This is a genomic window from Leifsonia sp. HAY1-4F, from assembly GCF_056755275.1.
In genome coordinates this window covers 1-19,193 of sequence record NZ_JBNDHX010000073.1, presented here as the reverse complement: position 1 = coordinate 19,193, position 19,193 = coordinate 1, and the positions used below count along the sequence as shown (strand labels likewise).

Below are 19,193 nucleotides of genomic sequence, written 5' to 3'. Positions count from 1 at the left end.
TCCGTCGTCGGCAGCGTCAGATGTGTATAAGAGACAGGTGCGGGATCGTGGCGGCCGGAGTGGGGCAGCGAGCGCCCTACAGCGTCAGCGCCCGCTGGATGAGGATCTGCTGCTCCTGCGCGTGCCGCTTGGCCGACCCGGCGGCCGGCGCAGCCGACGGCGGGCGGGACACGACGCCGAGCGGGCGCGGGCCGAGCTTCGAGGTCTCCAGGATCATGTACGGCCACGCCCCCTGGTTCTCCGGCTCGTCCTGCACCCACACGAGCTCGGCGTTCGGGTAGGAGTCGACGATGGCCTTGAGCTCCGCGGGAAGCGGGTAGAACTGCTCCACCCGCACCAGGGCGATCTCCGGGTTCGGGTTCTTCTCGAGGTCGTTGAGCAGGTCGTAGTAGAGCTTGCCGGCCATCAGGAGGACCCGCTTGACCGAACTCTTGTCCGTGATCCGTGCGTCGTCGATCACCGGCTCGAAGCGACCCGTCGTGAAGTCCTCCACATTGCTCGAGGCGCCACGGAGCCGCAGCATCGCCTTCGGCGTGAAGACCACGAGCGGGCGACGCGGGCGCGCGTACGCCTGGCGGCGCAGCAGGTGGAAGTACGAGGCCGGGGTCGAGGGACGTGCGACGGTCATGTTGTTCTCGGCGCACATCTGCAGGTACCGCTCGATGCGGGCGCTGGAGTGGTCCGGTCCCTGTCCCTCGTAGCCGTGGGGGAGGAGCAGCACCAGCGACGAGCGCTGGCCCCACTTCTGCTCGGCCGAGGAGATGAACTCGTCGATGATCGTCTGGGCGCCGTTGGCGAAGTCGCCGAACTGGGCCTCCCAGAGGACGAGCGCATCCGCACGCTCCACCGAGTAGCCGTACTCGAAGCCCATCGCGGCGTACTCGCTGAGGAGCGAGTCGTAGATCCAGAACCGTGCCTGGTTGTCGCTCAGGTTCGCAAGCGGCAGCCATTCCTGGCCGTTCACGCGGTCGTGCAGCACGGCGTGACGCGAGACGAAGGTGCCTCGCCGCGCGTCCTGCCCGGCGAGGCGCACCGGGGTGCCCTCCGCCAGCAGCGTGCCGAGGGCGAGCAGTTCGCCGAAGCCCCAGTCGATGTTGCCGTTCCTGCTCATCTCGCCGCGCTTGGTCAGCAGCTGCTGCAGCTTCGGGTGGACGGTGAACCCGGCGGGCGGGTTGTTGAACGCGTCGCCGATCATGTGGATGACCTGCTCGCTCACCGCGGTCGACGCCGGCTCCCCGACGTTGTCGTCCTGCGGGGCCGGCTGCTCCAGGTCGCCGGTCTCTTCGGCGGTGAGGACGGGAGCCGGGTGGGTCTGCGCCGCGTGCGTCTCCATGAACGCGCGCTCCAGGCGTTCCTGGAAGTCGCGGTGAGCCTGCTCGTACTCCTCCTCGGTGATGTCGCCGCGGCCGACGAGAGCCTCGGTGTAGAGGCGCCGCACCGAACGCTTGGCCTCGATGAGGCTGTACATCAGCGGCTGCGTCATCGAGGGGTCGTCGCCCTCGTTGTGGCCGCGGCGGCGGTAGCAGACGAGGTCGATGACGACGTCGCGCTTGAACTCCTGCCGGTAGGCGAAGGCCAGCTCGGCGACGCGGACGACCGCCTCCGGGTCGTCGCCGTTCACGTGGAAGATCGGCGCCTGGATGGTCTTGGCCACGTCCGTCGAGTACACGGACGTGCGCGCCTCGGCAGGAGGCGTGGTGAAGCCGACCTGGTTGTTGATGTTGACGTGGAGGGTGCCGCCGGTGCGGTACGCCCGCAGTTGCGACATCTGCATCGTCTCGACCACGACGCCCTGGCCGGCCATCGCGGCGTCGCCGTGGATGAGGATGGGCAGCGTGAGGAAGGTGCCGGCCGGCCGGCGGTCCTGCTTGGCGCGGACGATGCCCTCCAGCACGCCGTCGACGGCCTCCAGGTGGGACGGGTTCGCCGCGAGGTAGACGGGGATCTCCTCGCCGTGGACGCCGCTGAAGGTGCCCTCGGTCCCGAGGTGGTACTTCACGTCGCCGGAGCCCTGGATGGTGCGCGGGTCCTGGGTGCCCTCGAACTCGCGGAAGATCTGGCCGTACGTCTTGCCGGCGATGTTCGTCAGCACGTTGAGGCGGCCGCGGTGGGCCATGCCGATCGCGACCTCGTCGAGCTCCGCCTCCGCCGCTCCCTGGAGGATCGCATCCAGGAGGGCGATGGTCGACTCCCCGCCTTCGAGGCTGAAGCGCTTCTGTCCGACGTACTTGGTCTGCAGGAAGGTCTCGAAGGCCTCCGCCTCGTTCAGCTTGCCGAGGATGCGCAGCTGCTCCTCGTGCGTCGGCTTCTCGTAGGGCCGCTCCAGCTTGTCCTGGAACCAGCGGCGCTGCGCCGGGTCCTGGATGTGCATGTACTCGATGCCGACCGTGCGGCAGTAGGAGTCGCGGAGCACGCCGAGGATGTCGCGCAGCTTCATCTTGCGCTTGTCGCCGAACTGGCCGGTGACGAACTCCCGGTCGAGGTCCCAGAAGGTCAGTCCGTGGTTCTCGATCTCGAGGTCCGGGTGCGTGCGCTGCTTGTACTCCAGCGGGTCGATGTCGGCCATCAGGTGGCCGCGCACACGGTACGAGTTGATGAGCTCCTGGACACGGGCGGTCTTGTCGACGGCGCTGGCCAGGTCGACGCTGATGTCCGGGTTCCAGTGGATCGGCATGTACGGAATGCGCAGCTCGGCGAAGATGTCCTCGTAGAAGCTGCGCTTCCCGATGAGCATCTCGTGCACGATCTTGAGGAACTCGCCGGACCCGGCGCCCTGGATGACGCGGTGGTCGTAGGTACTGGTCAGCGTGATGGTCTTGCCGATGGCGAGGCCCGCCAGCGTCTTCTCGCTGGAGCCCTGGAACTCGGCCGGGTACTCGAGGGCGCCGGCGCCGATGATGCAGCCCTGGCCCTTCATGAGCCTCGGGACGGAGTGCACGGTCCCGATCCCGCCGGGGTTGGTCAGCGAGATCGTGGTGCCGGCGAAGTCGGCGGCGGTGAGCTTGTTGTTGCGGGCCCGGTTCACCAGGTCCTCGTAGGCGGAGAGGTACTCGCCGAAGCGCATGGTGTCGGCGCGCTTGATGCTCGGGACGAGGAGGGCGCGCGATCCGTCGGGCTTCGGCAGGTCGATCGCGATGCCGAGGTTGATGTGCGCGGGCGCGACGACGGACGGCTTGCCGTCGACCTCCTCGTAGTACACGTTCTGGCTCGGGAACTCCTTGAGCGCCTGGATGAGCGCCCAGCCGATGAGGTGCGTGAAGGAGACTTTGCCGCCACGGGCGCGCTTGAGGTGGTTGTTGATGACGATGCGGTTGTCGATCATCAGCTTGGCCGGGATGGTGCGGACGCTCGTCGCCGTCGGAACGGTGAGCGACGCATCCATGTTGGTGGCCAGGGACTTGGACATGCCGCGGAGCGGGGTGACCTTGTCCTCCTCGGCGGCCTCGACGACCGCGTTCGGGGCGGTGACCGGTGCGTCCGCCGGGACCGGCTGGGGCTTCGGTGCGATGGAGGTGGTACGCGCGACGGGCTGCTGGCCGATGATCGGGATGGGCGTCGTCACCGGCTTCGGTTCGTTCGGGTGCGGCGCGGGCGCGCCTCCGGCGGCAGTCGCGGCGGCCGGCGGAGTCGGGGCTTCGGGCGGAGTCGGCGCGGCGGGGGGCGCCGGCGTCGCCGGAGGGGCCGGGATCGTCGGCGGAGCCGGTGTCGACGGCTCGGACGGGCTCGGAGCGTTCGGCTCCGCGGGTGCGGGGACGGTCGGCTCCGCCGGGGTCGGCACGGTCGGCTCGGAGGGGGTCGGGATGCCCGGCTCGGCAGGCGCCGGGGCGGGCGTCTCGTCCGGTGAGGGGATCGACTCGGCCGAGGGAGCGGCGGTTCCCGCTGCGCCCTCCTCTTTCACCGACGGGTGGTAGTGCTCGAGGATCGGCCACCACGACCGGTCGACCGAGTTCTTGTCGTGCACGAACTGCTCGTACAGTTCATCCACGAGCCATTCGTTGGCTCCGAATTCGCCCGTGGAGCCGTCCTCGGTTCCTACTCCGGTCACTTGGCTCGACACAGCCAGATCGCCCACTCTCTCCATTGATTCGTCTCGTCCGAGTGGCCCTGCGGCCACCCGCGTTCCCCCGAAGATCAAGCCTAATCCCATCGATACTCCGGTGCGCTCCCGCAGCCCAGCGGGATAGCGTTATTCGCATGCAGTTCTATGGAACGTCCCCGCGCCACGACCTGACCTATTCCGACGTCTTCCTCGTGCCGTCGCGTTCGAACGTCACGAGTCGTCTGGATGTCTCCCTGTCGCCCAACGACGGCACCGGCGCGACCATCCCGATCGTCTCCGCGAACATGAACTCCGTCACGGGCAAGCGGCTCGCCGCGACCCTCGCGCGACGCGGCGGCCTGGGCGTCCTGCCGCAGGACATGCACCTTCAGGACCTGGATGAGGCCATCCGCTGGGTGAAGGCGCAGCCGGTCGCGTTCGACACCCCGCACCAGGCCGGCCCCGACGAGAGCGTCGCCGACGTGCTGCGCCGCATCCCGGCCGTCGAAGGCCACGGGATCGTGGTGAGCGACGCCCACGGCGCGTACCTCGGCTGCCTCGCCGCCGTCCAACTCGGCTCCGCCCTCCCGGACGCCCGCGTGGGCGACCTGCTGCACGGCGCCCTGACCGCGCTCGATGCCGAGGACCTCAGCGACGGTCGAGCCGCGTTCCAGGCGATGGATGCGGCCGGCCTCGAGTTCGCGCCCGTGCTGCACCACGGCCGCGTCGTCGGGACGCTCTCCAAGCGCAGTGCGCTGCGCTCCACCATCTACACGCCCGCCCTCGACGCGCACGGCCGGCTGCGGGTCGCCGCCGCCGTCGGGATCAACGGGGATGTCGCGCGCAAAGCGAAGGCGCTGGCGGCCGCCGGTGTCGACGTGCTCGTCGTCGACACGGCGCACGGAGACCAGGACGGCATGATCCGCGCCATCCGCGCGGTCAAGGAACTGGACCTCGGCCTGCCGGTCGTCGCGGGCAACGTCGTCACCGAGCAGGCCGTGCGCGACCTCGTCGCCGCCGGTGCCGACATCCTCAAGGTGGGAGTCGGTCCCGGCGCGATGTGCACGACGCGGATGATGACCGCTGTCGGCCGCCCGCAGTTCTCGGCAGTGCTCGAGACCAGCGCGGCCGCGCGCGAGCTCGGGGCGCACGTCTGGGCGGACGGCGGTGTGCGCTACCCGCGCGACGTCGCGCTGGCGCTCGCCGCGGGCGGCGCCTCCGTGATGATCGGCTCCTGGTTCGCCGGGACGATCGAGGCGCCCGGGATGCTCGACCGCGACGCGAACGGCGGCCTCTACAAGGAGAGCTGGGGCATGGCCTCCACCAAGGCGGTCAAGGGGCGCTTCGAGCGGCTGGACGCGTACGAGCTGGCCCGCAAGGAGCTCTTCGCCGAGGGCATCTCCAGCTCGCGCATCTACCTCGACCCGCTCCGTCCCTCGGTCGAGGATCTGCTGGACATGATCACGACCGGTGTGCGCAGCTCGTTCACGTACGCCGGAGCGCGCTCGCTGGCCGAGTTCCACGAGCGCGCGCTGGTCGGCATCCAATCGGCGGCCGGCTATGAGGAGGGCAAGGCGCTGCCGGTCAGCTGGTAGACGCCGTCAATCGTCGCGCGTCTGCCGCGGCTACGACCGGCGGGTCGCGTCCTGCACCTCGCCGACGAGCTCCTCGATGATGTCCTCCAGGAAGAGCACGCCCGCGGTGGCGCCCTCGGCGTCCACGACCCGGGCGAGGTGACTGCCCGAGCGGCGCATCGTCGCCAGCGCGTCCTCGACGTCGCTGCCGGCGAAGACGGTGACGAGCCTGCGGATGCGCTTCGCCGGCACCGGGAGCTCGAACCCGGTCTCCTCGAGGTCGAGGACGTCCTTCAGGTGGAGGTAGCCGGTCGGCTCGCCGTCGGGGTCCGGGACGACGTAGCGGGAGAAGCCGTGCTTGGCGACGGCCTTCTCCACGTCGGCGGGAGTCGGGGTCTCCGGGAGGGTGACCAGCGCGTCGAGCGCGACGGCGACATCCCGCACCTTCTTCTCGGTGAACTCGAACGCCGCAGTGAGCGCGCCGGTGCGGTCCATCAGCAGGCCCTCGCGCGTGGACTGCGACACGATCGTCGCCACCTCGTCGAGCGTGAAGGTGCTCGCGGCCTCGCCCTTCGGCTCGACCCGGAACAGCCGGAGGACGGCGTTCGCGCTGGCGTTGAGCGCGATGATGATCGGCCGGACCGCCCGCCCGACGCCGACCAGCGGGGGAGCGAGCAGCAGGGCCGCCTTGTCGGGCATCGAGAACGAGATGTTCTTCGGCACCATCTCGCCGAACACCACGTGCAGGAACGACACGACGACGAGGGCCACGATGAACGCGATGGTGCCGATGACCTCCTCCGACCATCCCGTCGCGTGGAGGGGCGCCTCCAGCAGGTGATGGATGGCCGGCTCCGAGACGTTCAGGATGAGCAGCGAGCAGACGGTGATGCCGAGCTGCGTCGTCGCCAGCATCAGCGTGGCGTGCTCCATCGCGAACAATGCCGTCTTCGCGCTGCGCTTGCCGCGCTCGGCGAGCGGCTCGATCTGCGACCGGCGCGCGGAGATGACGGCGAACTCCGCCGCGACGAAGAACGCGTTGACGCCCAGCAGCACGACCAGCCAGCCGATTCCGGCCCAGTCGCTCATGAGCGCCCCGCCTCTCCGATGGCGTCGGTCGCCGCGTCCCCGGTCAGTGGGACGGGATCCGGCGTGTACCGGATGCGGTCCACTCGGCGGCCGTCCAGGCGCTCGACGCGCAGGGTGCCGCCGTCGATCGGGACCTCGTCGCCGACCTTCGGGAGCCGGCCGAGCTCGTTCATCACGAACCCCGCGACGGTCTCGTACGGGCCGTCCTCCGGCACGGTGACGCCGGCCCGCTCCTCCAGCTCGTCCGGGCGGAGGATGCCCGGGAACGTGATCGAGTCGCGTCCGCGGATGACGCCGGCGCGCGTCCGGTCGTGCTCGTCGGCCACCTCGCCGACGATCTCCTCGACCAGATCCTCCAGGGTGGCGATGCCCGAGGTCCCGCCGTACTCGTCGACGACGACCGCGAGCTGGTAGCCGCGGGCGCGCAGCTCGCCGAGCAGCGTGTCCAGGCCCATCGTCTCCGGCACCCGCAGCGCGTCGGTCATGAGCGCCGAGGCGGGCACGCGCGAGCGGCGCTGCCGCGGGACGGCCACGGCCTGCTTGACGTGGACGACTCCGAGCACGTCGTCGATGTCGTCGCCGATCACCGGGAACCGCGAGTACCCGGTCTTCCGGGCGAGGTCGCTGACCGCCTGCGCCGGCTCGGTGCGCTGGACCGCCTCGATCCGCGGGCGCGGCGTCATCACGTCGGAGGCGCTCCGGTTGGAGAACGCGAGCGTGCGGCTGAGGAGGGTCGCCGTGTCCTCCTCGAGCAGGCCCGCGCTGGCGGAGCGGCGCACCAGCGAGGAGAGCTCGTCGGCGGTGCGGGCGCCGGACAGCTCCTCCTTCGGCTCCACGCCGACCAGGCGCAGCACTCCGTTGGCCGTGCCGTTCAGCAGGGCCACGAACGGACGGAACACCGCCGTGAACACCGTCTGGAAGGGGATGACCACCCGTGCCGTCGCCAGCGGGAGGGCCAGCGCGAAGTTCTTGGGGACAAGCTCGCCGAGGATCATCGACAGCAGGGTCGCCACGGCGATGGCGACGACGGAGGCGATCGGCGTCACCGCTGCGTCCGGCAATCCGGTCGCGGTCAGCGGACCGCGCAGCAGGGAGCTGATGGCCGGCTCCATCGTGTAACCGGTGAGCAGCGTGGTCAGGGTGATGCCCAGCTGGGCGCTGGAGAGGTGCGTCGAGGTGATCTTGAGGGCCGCGATCGTCATCGACAGCCGGGACTCGCCGCGGTCCCGCCGCGCCTCCAGATCGCCGCGATCCAGATTGACCAGGGCGAACTCGCTGGCGACGAAGAGCCCGGTGCCGACGGTGAGCAGGAGGCCGACGGCCAGCATGATCCACTCAACGAGCACAGTGGCCACCTCGCTCGCTCGCACGCGGGCTCTGACGATCGAATGGGCTACGAGAAGGAGGGTCGTCCATGTGCCCGCAAGTATATCGGTCCCACCTCACGCAGACGGTTGGGGAGACGTCCAGTTCTAGGGGGCCCGTCAGGCCGGCGGACGCGTATCATGCCGCCCGGATGAAGGAGGATCACCATGTTCGAGTCGTATGTGACGTACTCCGTGCTTCCCGCTTCCGACCTGCAGCGTGCCACCGGGTGGTACCGCGACAAGCTGGAGCTGGAGCCGGAGCGGACCACCGAAAGCGGTGTGCTGTACGGCACCGGATCGCAGTCGAAGATCTACGTGTACGAGACCGCGAACGCCGGAACCGCGCAGAACACCGCGATGTGCTGGATCGTGCCCGACATCGAGGGCACGATGGCGCAGCTCAGGGAGCGGGGCGTGGTCTTCGCGGACTACGACTTCCCCGGCCTGAAGACCGAGAACGGGATCGCGACGGACGAGATGGGCCGTTCGGCCTGGTTCCAGGACAGCGAGGGCAACTACCTGTGCCTGACGGAGGTCGCCTGACAGCCTCCAGAATCTGACAGCCTCCAGGATCTGAGGGCGCCCGCAGGCTCAGTCGCGCCAGCGGGCGCGGAGGTACTGCGGCGGCCAGTCGATCCCGCCGCCGAGTTCATGCGCGGCCCGTAGCGGGAAGTGCGGGTCGCGGAGGAGTTCGCGCGCCAGCATGACGGCGTCCGCCTGCCCGCTCTCGACGATCTCGGCCGCCTGCTGCGGTGTGGTGATGAGCCCGACCGCGCTCACATCCACTTCGGACGTGCTGCGCACGTGATGCGCGAACGGCACCTGGTAGCCCGGCTCGGCGGGGATGCGGATGCCCGCCTGGATGCCGCCGCTCGAGATGTCGAAGAAGTCGGCTCCCGCCGCCTCCGCCCAGGCGGCCACCGTCGCCGTCTGGTGCTCGTCCCAGCCGCCTTCGGCCCAGTCGCTGCCCGAGAAGCGGACGAACAACGGAGCATCGCCCGCCTCCTCCCGCACCGCCGCCACCACGCGCAGCAGCAGGCGCGCGCGGTTCTCGAGCGAGCCGCCGTACTCGTCGGTGCGGTGGTTCGCGATCGGAGAGAGGAACTGGTGCAGCAGGTAGCCGTGCGCGGCATGGATCTCGAGGATGCGGAAGCCCGCCTCGATCGAGCGCCGCGTCGCGGAGCGGAAGTCGTCGACGACCTTCTCGATGCCGGCGGCATCCACCTCCTCCGGCACGTCGTAGCCCTCGAACGCGAGCGCCGAGGGGGCGACGGCGCGCCAGCCGCCCTCGGCGACCGGGACGGTGCCGCTGCGGCCCTCGAAGCCCCAGGCCGGCCAGGTGGACGCCTTCCGCCCCGCGTGAGCGAGCTGGATGCCCGGGACGGCGCCCTGCTCCTCGATGAAGGCCGCGATCGGCTTCCACGCATCCCGCTGCTCGTCCGTCCAGATCCCGGTGTCGCGCGGGCTGATCCGGCCTTCGGGACTGACCGCGGTCGCCTCGCTGAAGACGATCCCGCTCCCGCCCGTGGCGAACCCGCCGAGGTGGACGAGGTGCCAGGTCCCCGGGACGCCCGACTCGTCCAGCACCGAGTACTGGCACATCGGCGAGGTCCAGATGCGGTTGCGGATCGTCACACCGCGCAGAGTCAGGGGATCGAAAAGAGTGGGCATGTCACCATTTAAGCGGCGAGCGCGTCCAGATATGCCCGGAGTCCCTGCGGAGTCGTGAAGACATGGCCCGCGATGCCCAGGGACTGTGCGCCGAGGACGTTGGCTTCCTTGTTGTCGACGAAGACCGTCTGCTCCGGCGTGACCCCCAGCTCGGCCATGACGTGCTCGAAGATCTCGGGGCTCGGCTTGATCGTGCCGAGCTCTCCGCTGACGAACACCTTCTCGAACAGGTCGCCGAGCGTGCCGTGCCGGAAATAGGAGCCGAAGTCGCGGCCCGCGTTCGACAGCAGGGCCATCCGCGTCCCGCCCGCCTTGAGGTCGAGCAGAACCTGCAGGGTCTCGTGGTCGATGGACAGCCAACTGCGGAAGTCCGCCAGCCAGAGCCGGTGGATGGTCGCGTCGCCCCAGCTCTCGCCCAGCTCCCGCTCGATGCCCCGCCAGTACGACTGGATGCTGAGGGTGCCCTGGTCGAGCGCGTCCCGGTGCCGCCAGTACGCCGGCCAGAACACCTCGGCGTCGCCGCCGGCGAGCTCGGTCAGCGCACGCCGGTCCTCCTCGGTCGGGGTCACCGAGATGACCTCGCCGTAGTCGAACACGATCACCTTGCCGGGGATGCTGATCGCCATGCTCTCAACCTATCGTGAGGACCGCAGGGGTTCGATGGGACGATACGGTCGCGATCGGCGGCCGGGCGACGAGCGAGCGGAGGCGACCGGTGACCGGACGACAGGGCGGGCCACAGGGCGGATGGCGGGCGTGGGACGAGCGGGACGCCGCGGCGTGGATCGCGGTTCCCCAGGAGTCGAGCGACAAGTACACCCGCGGCGTTCTCGGGGTGGTGACCGGCTCCGAGCGGTACCCGGGGGCGGCGGTGCTCGGCGTCGAGGGCGCCGCGCGCACGGGAGTCGGAATGATCCGCTACCTCGGGGCCGACCGGCCCACCGAGAACGTGATCCGCAGCAGGCCCGAGGTGGTGACGGCGCCCGGGCGGGTGCAGGGCTGGCTGATCGGCTCCGGCATGGATGCGGCCTCGCGCCCCGAGGACGACGCGCAGCGCCTGCGCGCGGCCCTCCACGACGGCACGCCGCTGGTGATCGACGCGGGCGCGCTCGACCTGGTCGGCCGTGCGTCCGCTCCCGTCATCGTGACCCCGCACTTCCGTGAACTGGCGACCATGCTGCGGGAGGCGGCCGACGACGACCCGGACGCCGTGACGGCCGACGACATCGCCGCCGACCCGGGCGACTGGGCCATCCGCGCGGCGGACAGCATGGGTGTCACGGTGCTGCTCAAGGGCCACACGACCTACGTCGCCGCACCCGGAGGCCCGCGGTACGCGGTGACGGCGGGGCCGGCATGGCTCGCGACGGCGGGGAGCGGCGACGTGCTCGGGGGCGTGCTCGGCGCGCTGGTGGCGACCCATGCCCGCGAGATCGACGAGGACGGCCACGCCGCGCTCGCCGCGCTCGCCGCCACGGCCGCCTGGGTGCACGGCCGCGCGGGCGAGCGGGCCTCGGACGGCGGCCCGATCGTGGCGCTCGACATCGTGGGTGCGCTCCCCGGCGTGGTGCGGGACCTGGTGCGGCCGGGCAGCTGACCGCATTCAGGGGCCCGCCACGGGCATCCCCTAGGATGTGGCGATATGGGGATGGAAGCGGCGTCGATCGGCGCCCGATCGACCGCACCAGCCGATCCCGGGACGGTGCGCCGCGTCCTGTACAGCCCACTGACGCTGTGGATCGCGTTCCTCGCCGTGCACCTGATCATCAGCGGGCTCGCGCTCAACCAGGGCAAAGGCCTGGGGGACGTCTTCCTGGTCTACAAGCCGTGGGCGGAGCTGGCCTCGCAGGGCACGCAGATCGTCGGCGTGAACTCCGACTGGGTCTACCCGTTCGGGGCGCTCGTCCCGATCATGCTGCCGTTGCTGTTCGGCGACGCAGGCTATGTCTGGGGCTGGCTGAACCTGGTGCTGCTGCTCAACGCCGCCGCGTTCGCCGTGCTCATCGTCGGCCGCGAGCCCCGGCGCCTGGTCGCCGCGTGGTGGTGGCTCGGCTTCCTGCTGCTGCTCGGTCCGATCGCGGTCGGCCGTCTCGACGCCGTCTCGGCCTCCCTCGCCATCGTGGGGCTGCTCTGGCTGACGCTGCACGAGCGCGCAGCGGTCGTGGTGCTGACGGCCGCCACCTGGATCAAGGTCTGGCCGGCGGCCATCCTCCTCGCGGCCGTCGTCGCTCTGCGCTCGCGGTGGCACATCGTCCTGGTCGGCGCCGTGACCTCGGCCATCATCGTCGCCGTCCCCCTGATCTTCGGTGCCGGTTGGCACGTCCTCAGCTTCATCGGCATGCAGACCGACCGCGGTCTGCAGATCGAGGCGCCGGTGAGCACGATCTGGATGTGGCAGGCCGCCTTCCACGTGCCGGGCGCCGCGGTGTACTACGACCACAAGCTGCTGACGTTCCAAGTCAGCGGCGACGGCACGGCGCTCGCCGGCTCGCTGATGAACCCGCTCTTCGGACTGACGGCCGCGGTGGTCCTGCTCATCGGCGTGCAGGCGCTGCGCCGAGGCACTCCGTACACACGCATCCTGCCCGAACTGTCGCTGGCGCTCGTGACGGCGTTCATCGCGTTCAACAAGGTGGGGTCGCCGCAGTACGTCGTGTGGCTGGCCGCACCCATCGTCATCGGGCTGGCGTACCAGGGCCGCGGCTTCCGCGTACCTGCGCTGCTCGTGCTCGTGACGGCGGCACTCACGCAGCTGTTCTATCCGTTCCTCTACGACACGCTCCTCGTGCCCGAGGCCGGGATGGTCGCTGTGCTGACCGTGCGGAACCTCATGTACTTCGTGATCCTGGGCTGGACGATCGCCGCGCTGTGGCGGCGGCGTCACCGCCAGGAGGCGGCCGACGACCTCGTTCCCGCGCACGCGTGGCCGTTCCACTCGGCGCCGGGAGCGCATCCCGAGCCGGTCGGCGGCGCGGCGCGCTGACGGGATGGCGCTGACGGGGTGGCGCTGACCGGGACGGACGCAGACGGAGTGCACGCGGACCTGGCGTGACCGACACAAGGAGGAAGACATGCTGGTGGCGTTCTCGGTGGCACCGAGCGGTGGCGAAGGACCGGACGCATCCGTTCACGACGCGGTCGCGGCGGCGGTGCGCGTGGTGCGCGAGTCCGGACTCCCGAACCGCACCGACGCGATGTTCACGACCATCGAGGGGGAGTGGGACGAGGTCTTCGACGTCGTCCGCCGGGCGACCGAAGCGGTCGGCCGCTACGGGTCGCGCGTCTCCCTGGTGCTGAAGGCGGACATCCGTCCCGGCTACACAGGCGAGCTCGACGGCAAGCTGGAACGGCTCGAGGCGGCGCTCGAGCAGAACGACTGACGTGGACAACCCGTTCGTCCTGATCGGCGAGCTGCTGCTGGCCTTCTGGCCGGTCGTCGTCATCGGCGTCGTGGTCGTCGTGGTCTTCGTCGGCGGCCCGCTCCTCGGCTGCGTCGTCTTCGCGATCGCCGGCGCCGCCGGAGCGCGGGTTGCGCCGTCGGACGAGACGCAGGACGTGGATGCGACCGAGTTCTTCGGGGAACAGGCGACGGCGGCGGCGACGGCGGGTCGAAACGATTCGATATAGGCTGGGTCGGTGACCCTCCTCATCGACGGGCCGACGAAGCTGTCGTCGGCCCGTACTCGTCTTGCCCTGCTGGCCCTCGCCCTCGGGGGCTTCGGCATCGGAGCCACCGAGTTCGTCGCGATGGGTCTCCTGCCCAACATCGCGCACGACCTCCTGCCGCAGCTCTATGCCGCCTCGCCGACCGACGCGAACGCCCAGGCGGGCTGGATCATCTCGGCCTACGCCCTCGGGGTGGTGGTCGGCGCGCCCACGATCGCGACGTTCGCGACCCGCTGGCCGCGGAAGAAGCTGCTGCTCTGGCTGCTCGTGGCATTCACGGCCGGGACCATCGCCTCGGCGCTCGCGCCCACCTTCCCGCTCGTCATCCTCGCCCGCTTCGTCTCGGCCCTGCCTCACGGCGCCTACTTCGGCATCGCATCGCTGGTCGCCGCCTCCCTGATGGGTCCGGGCAAGCGGGGACGGGGCGTCGCCTTCGTGTTGTCCGGGCTGACGATCGCCAACGTCGTGGGAGTACCGACGATCACCTGGATCGGCCAGCACAGCGGCTGGCGCATCGCGTACCTGGTCGTCGCCGGGATCTTCGCCCTCACCTTCGTCGCCATCGCCCTTCTGGTGCCGTGGCAGGCCGGTGACGCCACGGCGAGCGTGCGGAATGAGCTTCGGGCGTTCACCCGCCTGCAGGTGTGGCTCGCACTGTCCATCGGCGCCGTCGGCTTCGGCGGGTTCTTCGCGATGTACACGTACATCGCGCCGATCGTCATCTCGGTGACCGGGATGCCGGAGGCCACGGTCCCGCTGGTCCTCATCCTCGCCGGCCTCGGGATGACCATCGGCAACATCGTCGGCGGCCGGGCTGCCGACCACAGCGTTCCACGCAGCATGCTGTTCTTCTTCGTCCTGCTGGTGCTCGGGCTCGCTGCGCTCTGGCTCACCGCATCCACGGTCCCCGGCCTGCTGATCTCGGTCTTCGTGGTGTCCGGCGCCTGCTCGGCGCTCTCGCCGACCATCCAGACCCGGCTGATGGATGTGGCGCGCGACAGTCAGTCGATCGCGGCGGCGCTCAACCACTCGGCGCTCAACATCGCGAACGCGTCGGGCGCCTTCCTCGGCGGTCTGACCATCGCGGCCGGGTTCGGCTACGTGTCACCCGTCATCGTGGGCGGCATGCTCGCCCTCGGGGGCATCGCCCTCGCTCTGCTCACGTTCGGGATCGACCGCTCGCGCATCCGCCGCGGCGTCCACACCGGCGCGATCCGCGCCCAGCGCCCCGACCCCGTCCCGGTCTCCGCCTCCGTCTCCGTCTCCGCCTCCGCCGACTGAGCCCCACCGCCGAGTCCGCACAGATTGCACAGAATCGCGCCGAAAACGTGCAATCTCTGCGGACTCGGCGGTGGGGTGGGGCGGAGCGCGAGAGGCGTCAGTCGTTCTGGAGGAGGATGCCGTCCTGGATGGCGCGCTTGCGGAGTGCGACCTTCGTGCCGACGTCGTAGCCGGCCACGCGGTACTTCTCGCGGATGCGCTTGAGGTAGCTCTTGGCCGTCTCGTCCGAGATGCCGAGCTGGAACGCGACCGCTTTGACCGGCTCGCCGGCACCGTAGAGGGCCATGACACGACGCTCCTGCGCGCTCAGCTTCGGCGCGCCGCCGGCCTCGCCGGCGTTCAGCGCGAGGTCGAGTTCGGCCGAGATGAACGACTCGCCCATGCGGGCCGCGCGGATCGCCTCGACGATCATCTCCGCATCCTCGCTCTTGACCAGGTAGCCCAGGGCACCGGCCGCGAGCGCCTCGCGCACGACCGCCGGCTCCGAGTAGGTGCTCATCAGCACGGTCGCGACGCCCGTCGTCTTCAGCGTGGAGAGCTTGAGCGAGATCGGGATGTTGTCCTTCAGATCCAGGTCGAGCAGGACGACGTCGACGGGGAACTCGGGATGGGTCAGCAGTTCCGGCCAGCTGGCCACCGCCGCCACCATGTTGATGTCGTCCGCTGCGTTGCGGATCCACTCGGTCAGCGCTCCGAGGAGCATCTTGTGATCGTCGACGATCGCGATCCGAATCGGCGGTTGCTCACCCATGGGCTGCCTTTCTCTGTAGCGGTCCCGCTGGCTCAGACCAGCTCGGCGGAGGTGTCGCTCACGGTGGTGACCTCGATGCGCAGGATCGATCCGGAGAACGACTCGACATAGCGTCCCACCTTACGGATAGCTTGCCATGCCGCCGGGTCTACCCCGTTTCGCGGCACACCGCTGGTCGAGATCACGATATTCATCGTCGCGCCCGGGTTCGAGGTCCGCGGGTAGGTGCCGACCGGCCGGGCGAGCTCCAGGGTCAGCGTGCGCGGCTGTCCCGTCCCGGCGCGCACGGGGTCGCTGATGAGCAGCCACACGGCGGTGAGGAGACCATCGCGCTGGTCCCGGTTGAGGCCCGCGGCCAGCCCTTCGGGGTCGCTCAGCGTCACGGACGGCCCGAGCAGGGCGGACTCGGTGACCGCGTGGTACAGCCACGTCTCGGTGCGGCCCTGGATGAGATGGAGGCGCAGCTCCGTCGCGATGCCGGCCGCCGCGTCCGCCGTGTCCTCGTCGAGCGGGAGCTCCGTGCGGCCGGTGGCGACGCCGTCGAGCAGACGTTCGGCGGCGAGGTCCAGGCGGGCCAGCTCCTCCGAGGCGAGCATCCCGATGGCGTAGCCGGGGGAGACGACCGTGCTCTGCACCTGGACGAGATCCAGTTCCAGCTGAACCAGCGTCCGCAGCGAGCGCACGATCTGGGTGCCGACGACGGGAGGGGCGACGGCGATGGCGACGGTCACCATCCCCGGTCCCAGCAGTTGGAGGTCGGGGAGGGCACGCCAGACCACGACGATCGCGAGGACGCCGCCGAGGGCCGCAGCCGCGAGGAGGATGTCGCGGGCCGGCCGCACAGGCACGCAGAGCAGCAGGGCGGGCCCGATGGCCGCGGCCGCGGTCAGTGGCGCGGCGGCGCCTCCTCCCGGCCAGCTGCCCGCGATGTCGAGGGCGAGGGCGATCGCCCACATCCCGAGGCCCCCGAGGTACAGCCACAGCGGCAGCTCGTCCGGCAGCCGGAAGCGCAGCACGAGCGCGGCGACCAGGGTCACGGCGACGAGGACCCAGGCGGCGATCGTCAGGCCGAGCAGGGGGTAGTCCCCGATGTCGAGGAAGAACAGGACCAGCAGGAACGCGATGAGCGCGACCGTTGCGACGTTGAAGCCGAGATCCAGGCGGGCGCGGCTGAGCGCATCCCGTTCGTCCCCGGCCGCCCCGCGTGCGAGCGGGCTGCGCGGGACCGTCCGCTCGTCGATCCGGGTCACTTCGGCACCTCCAGCACCACGGTCGTCCCGCTGCCGGGCGAGGAGAACAGGCGTGCGTTGCCCCCGACATCCCGCAGGCGCGCCACGATCGACTCGGTGAAGCCCAGACGTCCGGCGTCGATGGTCGACACGTCGAACCCCTTGCCCGCATCCGTCACCATCGCCCGCACGTTCGCGTCGTCGTCGGTGATGGTCACGTGCGCCTCGTTCACCCCGGAGTGCCTGCGCACGTTCTCGAGGCACTCGCCGAGGGCGAGCAGGAAGGCGTCGAGCACGTCGCTGGGCAGGAGGACCTGGCCGGCGCCGTGCCAGTTGACCTCCAGTCCCATTCGCCGGAAGCGCTGCTTCACCGACTCGAGGGTGTTGCCGAGCGTGGACTGCTCCACGGGTTTCAGCTTGTAGTCGCCGGAGCGCGACGGGTCGGGCGTGAAGCCGAGCCGCAGCTGGCGCAGCAGCGCAGCATCCTCGGCCGCCTGCTCCCGGAGCGCACCGTGACTGACGCCGACACCGGAGTGGGCCAGCAGCGTCAGCGTGGCGAGCACGGTGTCGTGCAGCAGCCGGGCGCTCTGCCGACGGCGCGCCTCCGTCTCGCTCGCCTGGCGTTCGACGCGGTAGGCGCGGCTCATGGTGGAGATGCGCTTCAGAGTCCGGGGAACGGTCCGCGAGAGCCAGACGCCGGTCGCGGTCAGCGCGATCCAGCCTGTCACCGTGAACACGAGCGGCTCGGCCATCCGTGAGCCGGTCATCCCGAGCGTCACGCCCAGCGAACCCACCGTCACCGCGGCCGAAGCGACCAGCAGGATCAGCCGGGTACGGGAGGTGACGGCAAGGACGCAGACGCAGGCGACCGACGCTGCGCCGATGACGCCGACCGCGCTGATCGCCGAGGGGCCGAGGGCGGTCCCCGGAAGGAGGTGGACGAGGATGAGCGCGTTGCCGGCGGCGACGATGATCCACATCCACATCGTCAGGCGCAGCAGCCCGGCCAGCTGCCACTGCGCGTAGCCGAGGCACAGGATGAGCACCAGGGAGGCGAAGTAGAGGGGGAGCGGGAGCGACCCGGGGACGCTCAGGCAGAGCAGCGCGGTCGCGGTGGCGGTCAGCCCGACCGTGCGGGCTGTGGCGGCGAGGAGACGATCACGCTCCTTCTGGATGCGCGACATGCCCCTCCAACCATCGTCAGCCTGCGAGCAGCCGCCTCAGTTGAGCGCTGACCGCATCGTCCTCGATCAGGAACCCGTCGTGGCCGAAGTCCGACCGGATCACCACTGGAACTCTACCGTCCAGCGTGTCCGGAACATGGTAGGCAATCTGCTCCTGTCCTTCCACGGGGAACAGACGGTCGCTGTCGATCCCCACGACGAGCGTGCGCGCGGCGACCCGCGACAGTGCGGCGGCCTGCCCTCCGCGGCCGCGGCCGACGTCGTGCGAGTTCATCGCCTCCACCAGGGTGATGTAGCTGTTGGCGTCGAACCGGCGGGTGAACTTGTTGCCGTGGAAGTCGAGGTACGACTCCACCGCGAAGCGGCCGCCGCCGCCCAGGGGACTGATCCCGCTCTGCCACGCGCGCTCGAACCGGACGTTCAGCTCGGAGGGGCTGCGGTAGTTGAGCAGCGCCATCCGGCGGGCGAGCGCCAGCCCGCGGTGCGGCCCCTCGCCGTCCCCGGCGTCGTAGTACTGACCGCCGCGGAACAGCGGGTCCGTGCGAACGGCCTCGATCTGCACCGAGTTGAGGGCGATCTGGTCGGCGGTGGAATGCGGCGGCGCAGCGAGGACAGCCAGCCGCTCGACACGGCCCGGGAACATCACCGCCCACTCCAGCGCCTGCATCCCGCCCATCGAGCCGCCGACGACAGCCGCCCAGCGGCCGATGCCGATCGCGTCGGAGAAGGCGGCCTGCGCGTTCACCTGGTCGCGGATGGACGTGAACGGGAAGCGCGGGCCCCACTCCGCCCCGTCCGGAGCGAGGGATGCCGGCCCGGTCGTCCCCTGGCAGCCGCCGAGCATGTTGGGCACCACGACGAACCAGCGATCGGTGTCGATCGCCTTGCCCGGTCCGATGATGCCCTGCCACCAGCCGGCGGTGTGGTGACCGGCGCTCGCGGGGCCGACCGCGTGGGAGTCGCCGGTCAGCGCGTGCAGGACCAGCACCGCGTTGTCACCGTCGGGCGACAGCTCGCCCCAGGTCTCGTACGCGATGCGGACGTAGGGGAGGCTCTCCCCGCTCTCGAAGGTGAAGGCCCCGATCCCGGCGAACTGCCGGCCGCCGGGATGGTCGGACTCCTTCCAGGCGCCGCTCGCCGGCGGCTTCCCGAGCAGCGTCCGCGCCTGGGCGTCCGTGATGAAACTCGACGGCGCCGTGTCGGCGGATGTCTGCCACTCCATAGGCCCATTCTCTCGGAGCGCGCCCGCGCCCATCGCTCTATTACGTCCCGCCGTCGCCCGCGCCCCGAGCCCCCTCCCCGAGCCTGTCTCTTATACACATCTGACGCTGCCGACGACGGA

16 protein-coding genes are annotated in these 19,193 nt (G+C 70.4%); 7 read left to right on the top strand and 9 right to left on the bottom strand.

Features of this window, described 5'->3' with window-relative positions; translation table 11 throughout:
- Positions 1 to 76: 76 nt before the first annotated feature.
- The gene (locus ACPYOG_RS13715) at positions 77 to 4,045 is read right to left on the bottom strand and encodes a multifunctional oxoglutarate decarboxylase/oxoglutarate dehydrogenase thiamine pyrophosphate-binding subunit/dihydrolipoyllysine-residue succinyltransferase subunit (RefSeq protein WP_481294747.1); all 3,969 of its coding nucleotides are present in this window, start codon (positions 4,043 to 4,045) and stop codon (positions 77 to 79) included.
- Between the two features lie 149 nt (positions 4,046 to 4,194).
- Between ACPYOG_RS13715 and guaB1 the strand changes: the two genes are divergently transcribed.
- The gene (guaB1, locus tag ACPYOG_RS13710) at positions 4,195 to 5,634 is read left to right on the top strand and encodes a GMP reductase (protein ID WP_481294745.1); all 1,440 of its coding nucleotides are present in this window, start codon (positions 4,195 to 4,197) and stop codon (positions 5,632 to 5,634) included.
- 30 nt (positions 5,635 to 5,664) lie between these two features.
- On the opposite strand, the gene ACPYOG_RS13705 is transcribed toward guaB1, so the two are convergent.
- Entirely contained in the window at positions 5,665 to 6,702 is a 1,038-nt protein-coding gene (locus tag ACPYOG_RS13705) for a hemolysin family protein (protein WP_481294744.1), read from the bottom strand.
- Positions 6,699 to 8,030 carry a hemolysin family protein gene (locus tag ACPYOG_RS13700; RefSeq protein ID WP_481294746.1) on the bottom strand — a complete coding sequence of 444 codons (1,332 nt, stop codon included), beginning with the start codon at positions 8,028 to 8,030 and terminating at the stop codon, positions 6,699 to 6,701. The genes ACPYOG_RS13705 and ACPYOG_RS13700 overlap by 4 nt, the downstream gene beginning before the upstream one ends.
- A gap of 204 nt (positions 8,031 to 8,234) precedes the next feature.
- On the opposite strand from ACPYOG_RS13700, the gene ACPYOG_RS13695 reads away from it, so the two are divergent.
- The gene (locus tag ACPYOG_RS13695; protein ID WP_481294743.1) at positions 8,235 to 8,612 is read left to right on the top strand and encodes a VOC family protein; all 378 of its coding nucleotides are present in this window, start codon (positions 8,235 to 8,237) and stop codon (positions 8,610 to 8,612) included.
- Between the two features lie 48 nt (positions 8,613 to 8,660).
- Here ACPYOG_RS13695 and ACPYOG_RS13690 read toward each other — a convergent pair whose 3' ends face one another.
- Both ACPYOG_RS13690 and ACPYOG_RS13685 read right to left on the bottom strand, forming a co-directional pair.
- Positions 8,661 to 9,740, bottom strand: coding sequence for an NADH:flavin oxidoreductase/NADH oxidase (locus ACPYOG_RS13690; RefSeq protein WP_481294742.1), 1,080 nt, complete (start codon positions 9,738 to 9,740; stop codon positions 8,661 to 8,663).
- A gap of 8 nt (positions 9,741 to 9,748) precedes the next feature.
- Entirely contained in the window at positions 9,749 to 10,366 is a 618-nt protein-coding gene (locus ACPYOG_RS13685) for an HAD family hydrolase (protein WP_481294741.1), read from the bottom strand.
- 89 nt (positions 10,367 to 10,455) lie between these two features.
- On the opposite strand from ACPYOG_RS13685, the gene ACPYOG_RS13680 reads away from it, so the two are divergent.
- The 5 genes from ACPYOG_RS13680 (at position 10,456) to ACPYOG_RS13660 (ending at position 14,687) form a co-directional block, all read left to right on the top strand.
- Complete coding sequence (locus ACPYOG_RS13680) at positions 10,456 to 11,337, top strand: ADP-dependent NAD(P)H-hydrate dehydratase (RefSeq protein WP_481294740.1); 882 nt, start codon at positions 10,456 to 10,458, stop codon at positions 11,335 to 11,337.
- 45 nt (positions 11,338 to 11,382) lie between these two features.
- A complete protein-coding gene (locus tag ACPYOG_RS13675) occupies positions 11,383 to 12,723 on the top strand; it encodes a hypothetical protein (RefSeq protein WP_481294739.1) in 1,341 nt (446 codons plus the stop codon).
- Positions 12,724 to 12,811: 88 nt separating this feature from the next.
- Complete coding sequence (locus tag ACPYOG_RS13670) at positions 12,812 to 13,120, top strand: thiamine-binding protein (RefSeq protein WP_481294738.1); 309 nt, start codon at positions 12,812 to 12,814, stop codon at positions 13,118 to 13,120.
- A 1-nt stretch (position 13,121) separates the two neighbouring features.
- Positions 13,122 to 13,367 carry a hypothetical protein gene (locus ACPYOG_RS13665; protein ID WP_481294737.1) on the top strand — a complete coding sequence of 82 codons (246 nt, stop codon included), beginning with the start codon at positions 13,122 to 13,124 and terminating at the stop codon, positions 13,365 to 13,367.
- 9 nt (positions 13,368 to 13,376) lie between these two features.
- Entirely contained in the window at positions 13,377 to 14,687 is a 1,311-nt protein-coding gene (locus ACPYOG_RS13660) for an MFS transporter (RefSeq protein WP_481294736.1), read from the top strand.
- Positions 14,688 to 14,784: 97 nt separating this feature from the next.
- Here ACPYOG_RS13660 and ACPYOG_RS13655 read toward each other — a convergent pair whose 3' ends face one another.
- From ACPYOG_RS13655 to metX, 4 genes are read right to left on the bottom strand one after another with little or no spacing between them, the layout of a single operon-like run.
- A complete protein-coding gene (locus tag ACPYOG_RS13655; RefSeq protein ID WP_090036793.1) occupies positions 14,785 to 15,438 on the bottom strand; it encodes a response regulator transcription factor in 654 nt (217 codons plus the stop codon).
- A gap of 32 nt (positions 15,439 to 15,470) precedes the next feature.
- Positions 15,471 to 16,688: a hypothetical protein gene (locus tag ACPYOG_RS13650; protein ID WP_481294735.1), complete on the bottom strand. Its 1,218-nt coding sequence runs from the start codon at positions 16,686 to 16,688 to the stop codon at positions 15,471 to 15,473.
- Positions 16,685 to 17,851, bottom strand: a complete 1,167-nt coding sequence (locus tag ACPYOG_RS13645; protein WP_481294734.1) for a sensor histidine kinase — start codon at positions 17,849 to 17,851, stop codon at positions 16,685 to 16,687. Before ACPYOG_RS13645 ends, ACPYOG_RS13650 begins: the two co-directional genes overlap by 4 nt.
- Positions 17,852 to 17,867: 16 nt before the next feature.
- Positions 17,868 to 19,073: a homoserine O-acetyltransferase MetX gene (gene metX, locus ACPYOG_RS13640; RefSeq protein WP_481294733.1), complete on the bottom strand. Its 1,206-nt coding sequence runs from the start codon at positions 19,071 to 19,073 to the stop codon at positions 17,868 to 17,870.
- Positions 19,074 to 19,193: the final 120 nt, after the last annotated feature.

Excerpts from the sequence above, each read along its gene's own strand:
- guaB1 (WP_481294745.1), top strand. The coding sequence starts at position 4,195 with ATGCAGTTCTATGGAACGTCCCCGCGCCACGACCTGACCTATTCCGAC.
- ACPYOG_RS13705 (WP_481294744.1), bottom strand. The coding sequence starts at position 6,702 with ATGAGCGACTGGGCCGGAATCGGCTGGCTGGTCGTGCTGCTGGGCGTC.
- ACPYOG_RS13700 (WP_481294746.1), bottom strand. The coding sequence starts at position 8,030 with ATGCTGGCCGTCGGCCTCCTGCTCACCGTCGGCACCGGGCTCTTCGTC.
- ACPYOG_RS13695 (WP_481294743.1), top strand. The coding sequence starts at position 8,235 with ATGTTCGAGTCGTATGTGACGTACTCCGTGCTTCCCGCTTCCGACCTG.
- ACPYOG_RS13690 (WP_481294742.1), bottom strand. The coding sequence starts at position 9,740 with ATGCCCACTCTTTTCGATCCCCTGACTCTGCGCGGTGTGACGATCCGC.
- ACPYOG_RS13685 (WP_481294741.1), bottom strand. The coding sequence starts at position 10,366 with ATGGCGATCAGCATCCCCGGCAAGGTGATCGTGTTCGACTACGGCGAG.
- ACPYOG_RS13675 (WP_481294739.1), top strand. The coding sequence starts at position 11,383 with ATGGGGATGGAAGCGGCGTCGATCGGCGCCCGATCGACCGCACCAGCC.
- ACPYOG_RS13670 (WP_481294738.1), top strand. The coding sequence starts at position 12,812 with ATGCTGGTGGCGTTCTCGGTGGCACCGAGCGGTGGCGAAGGACCGGAC.
- ACPYOG_RS13655 (WP_090036793.1), bottom strand. The coding sequence starts at position 15,438 with ATGGGTGAGCAACCGCCGATTCGGATCGCGATCGTCGACGATCACAAG.
- ACPYOG_RS13645 (WP_481294734.1), bottom strand. The coding sequence starts at position 17,851 with ATGTCGCGCATCCAGAAGGAGCGTGATCGTCTCCTCGCCGCCACAGCC.
- metX (WP_481294733.1), bottom strand. The coding sequence starts at position 19,073 with ATGGAGTGGCAGACATCCGCCGACACGGCGCCGTCGAGTTTCATCACG.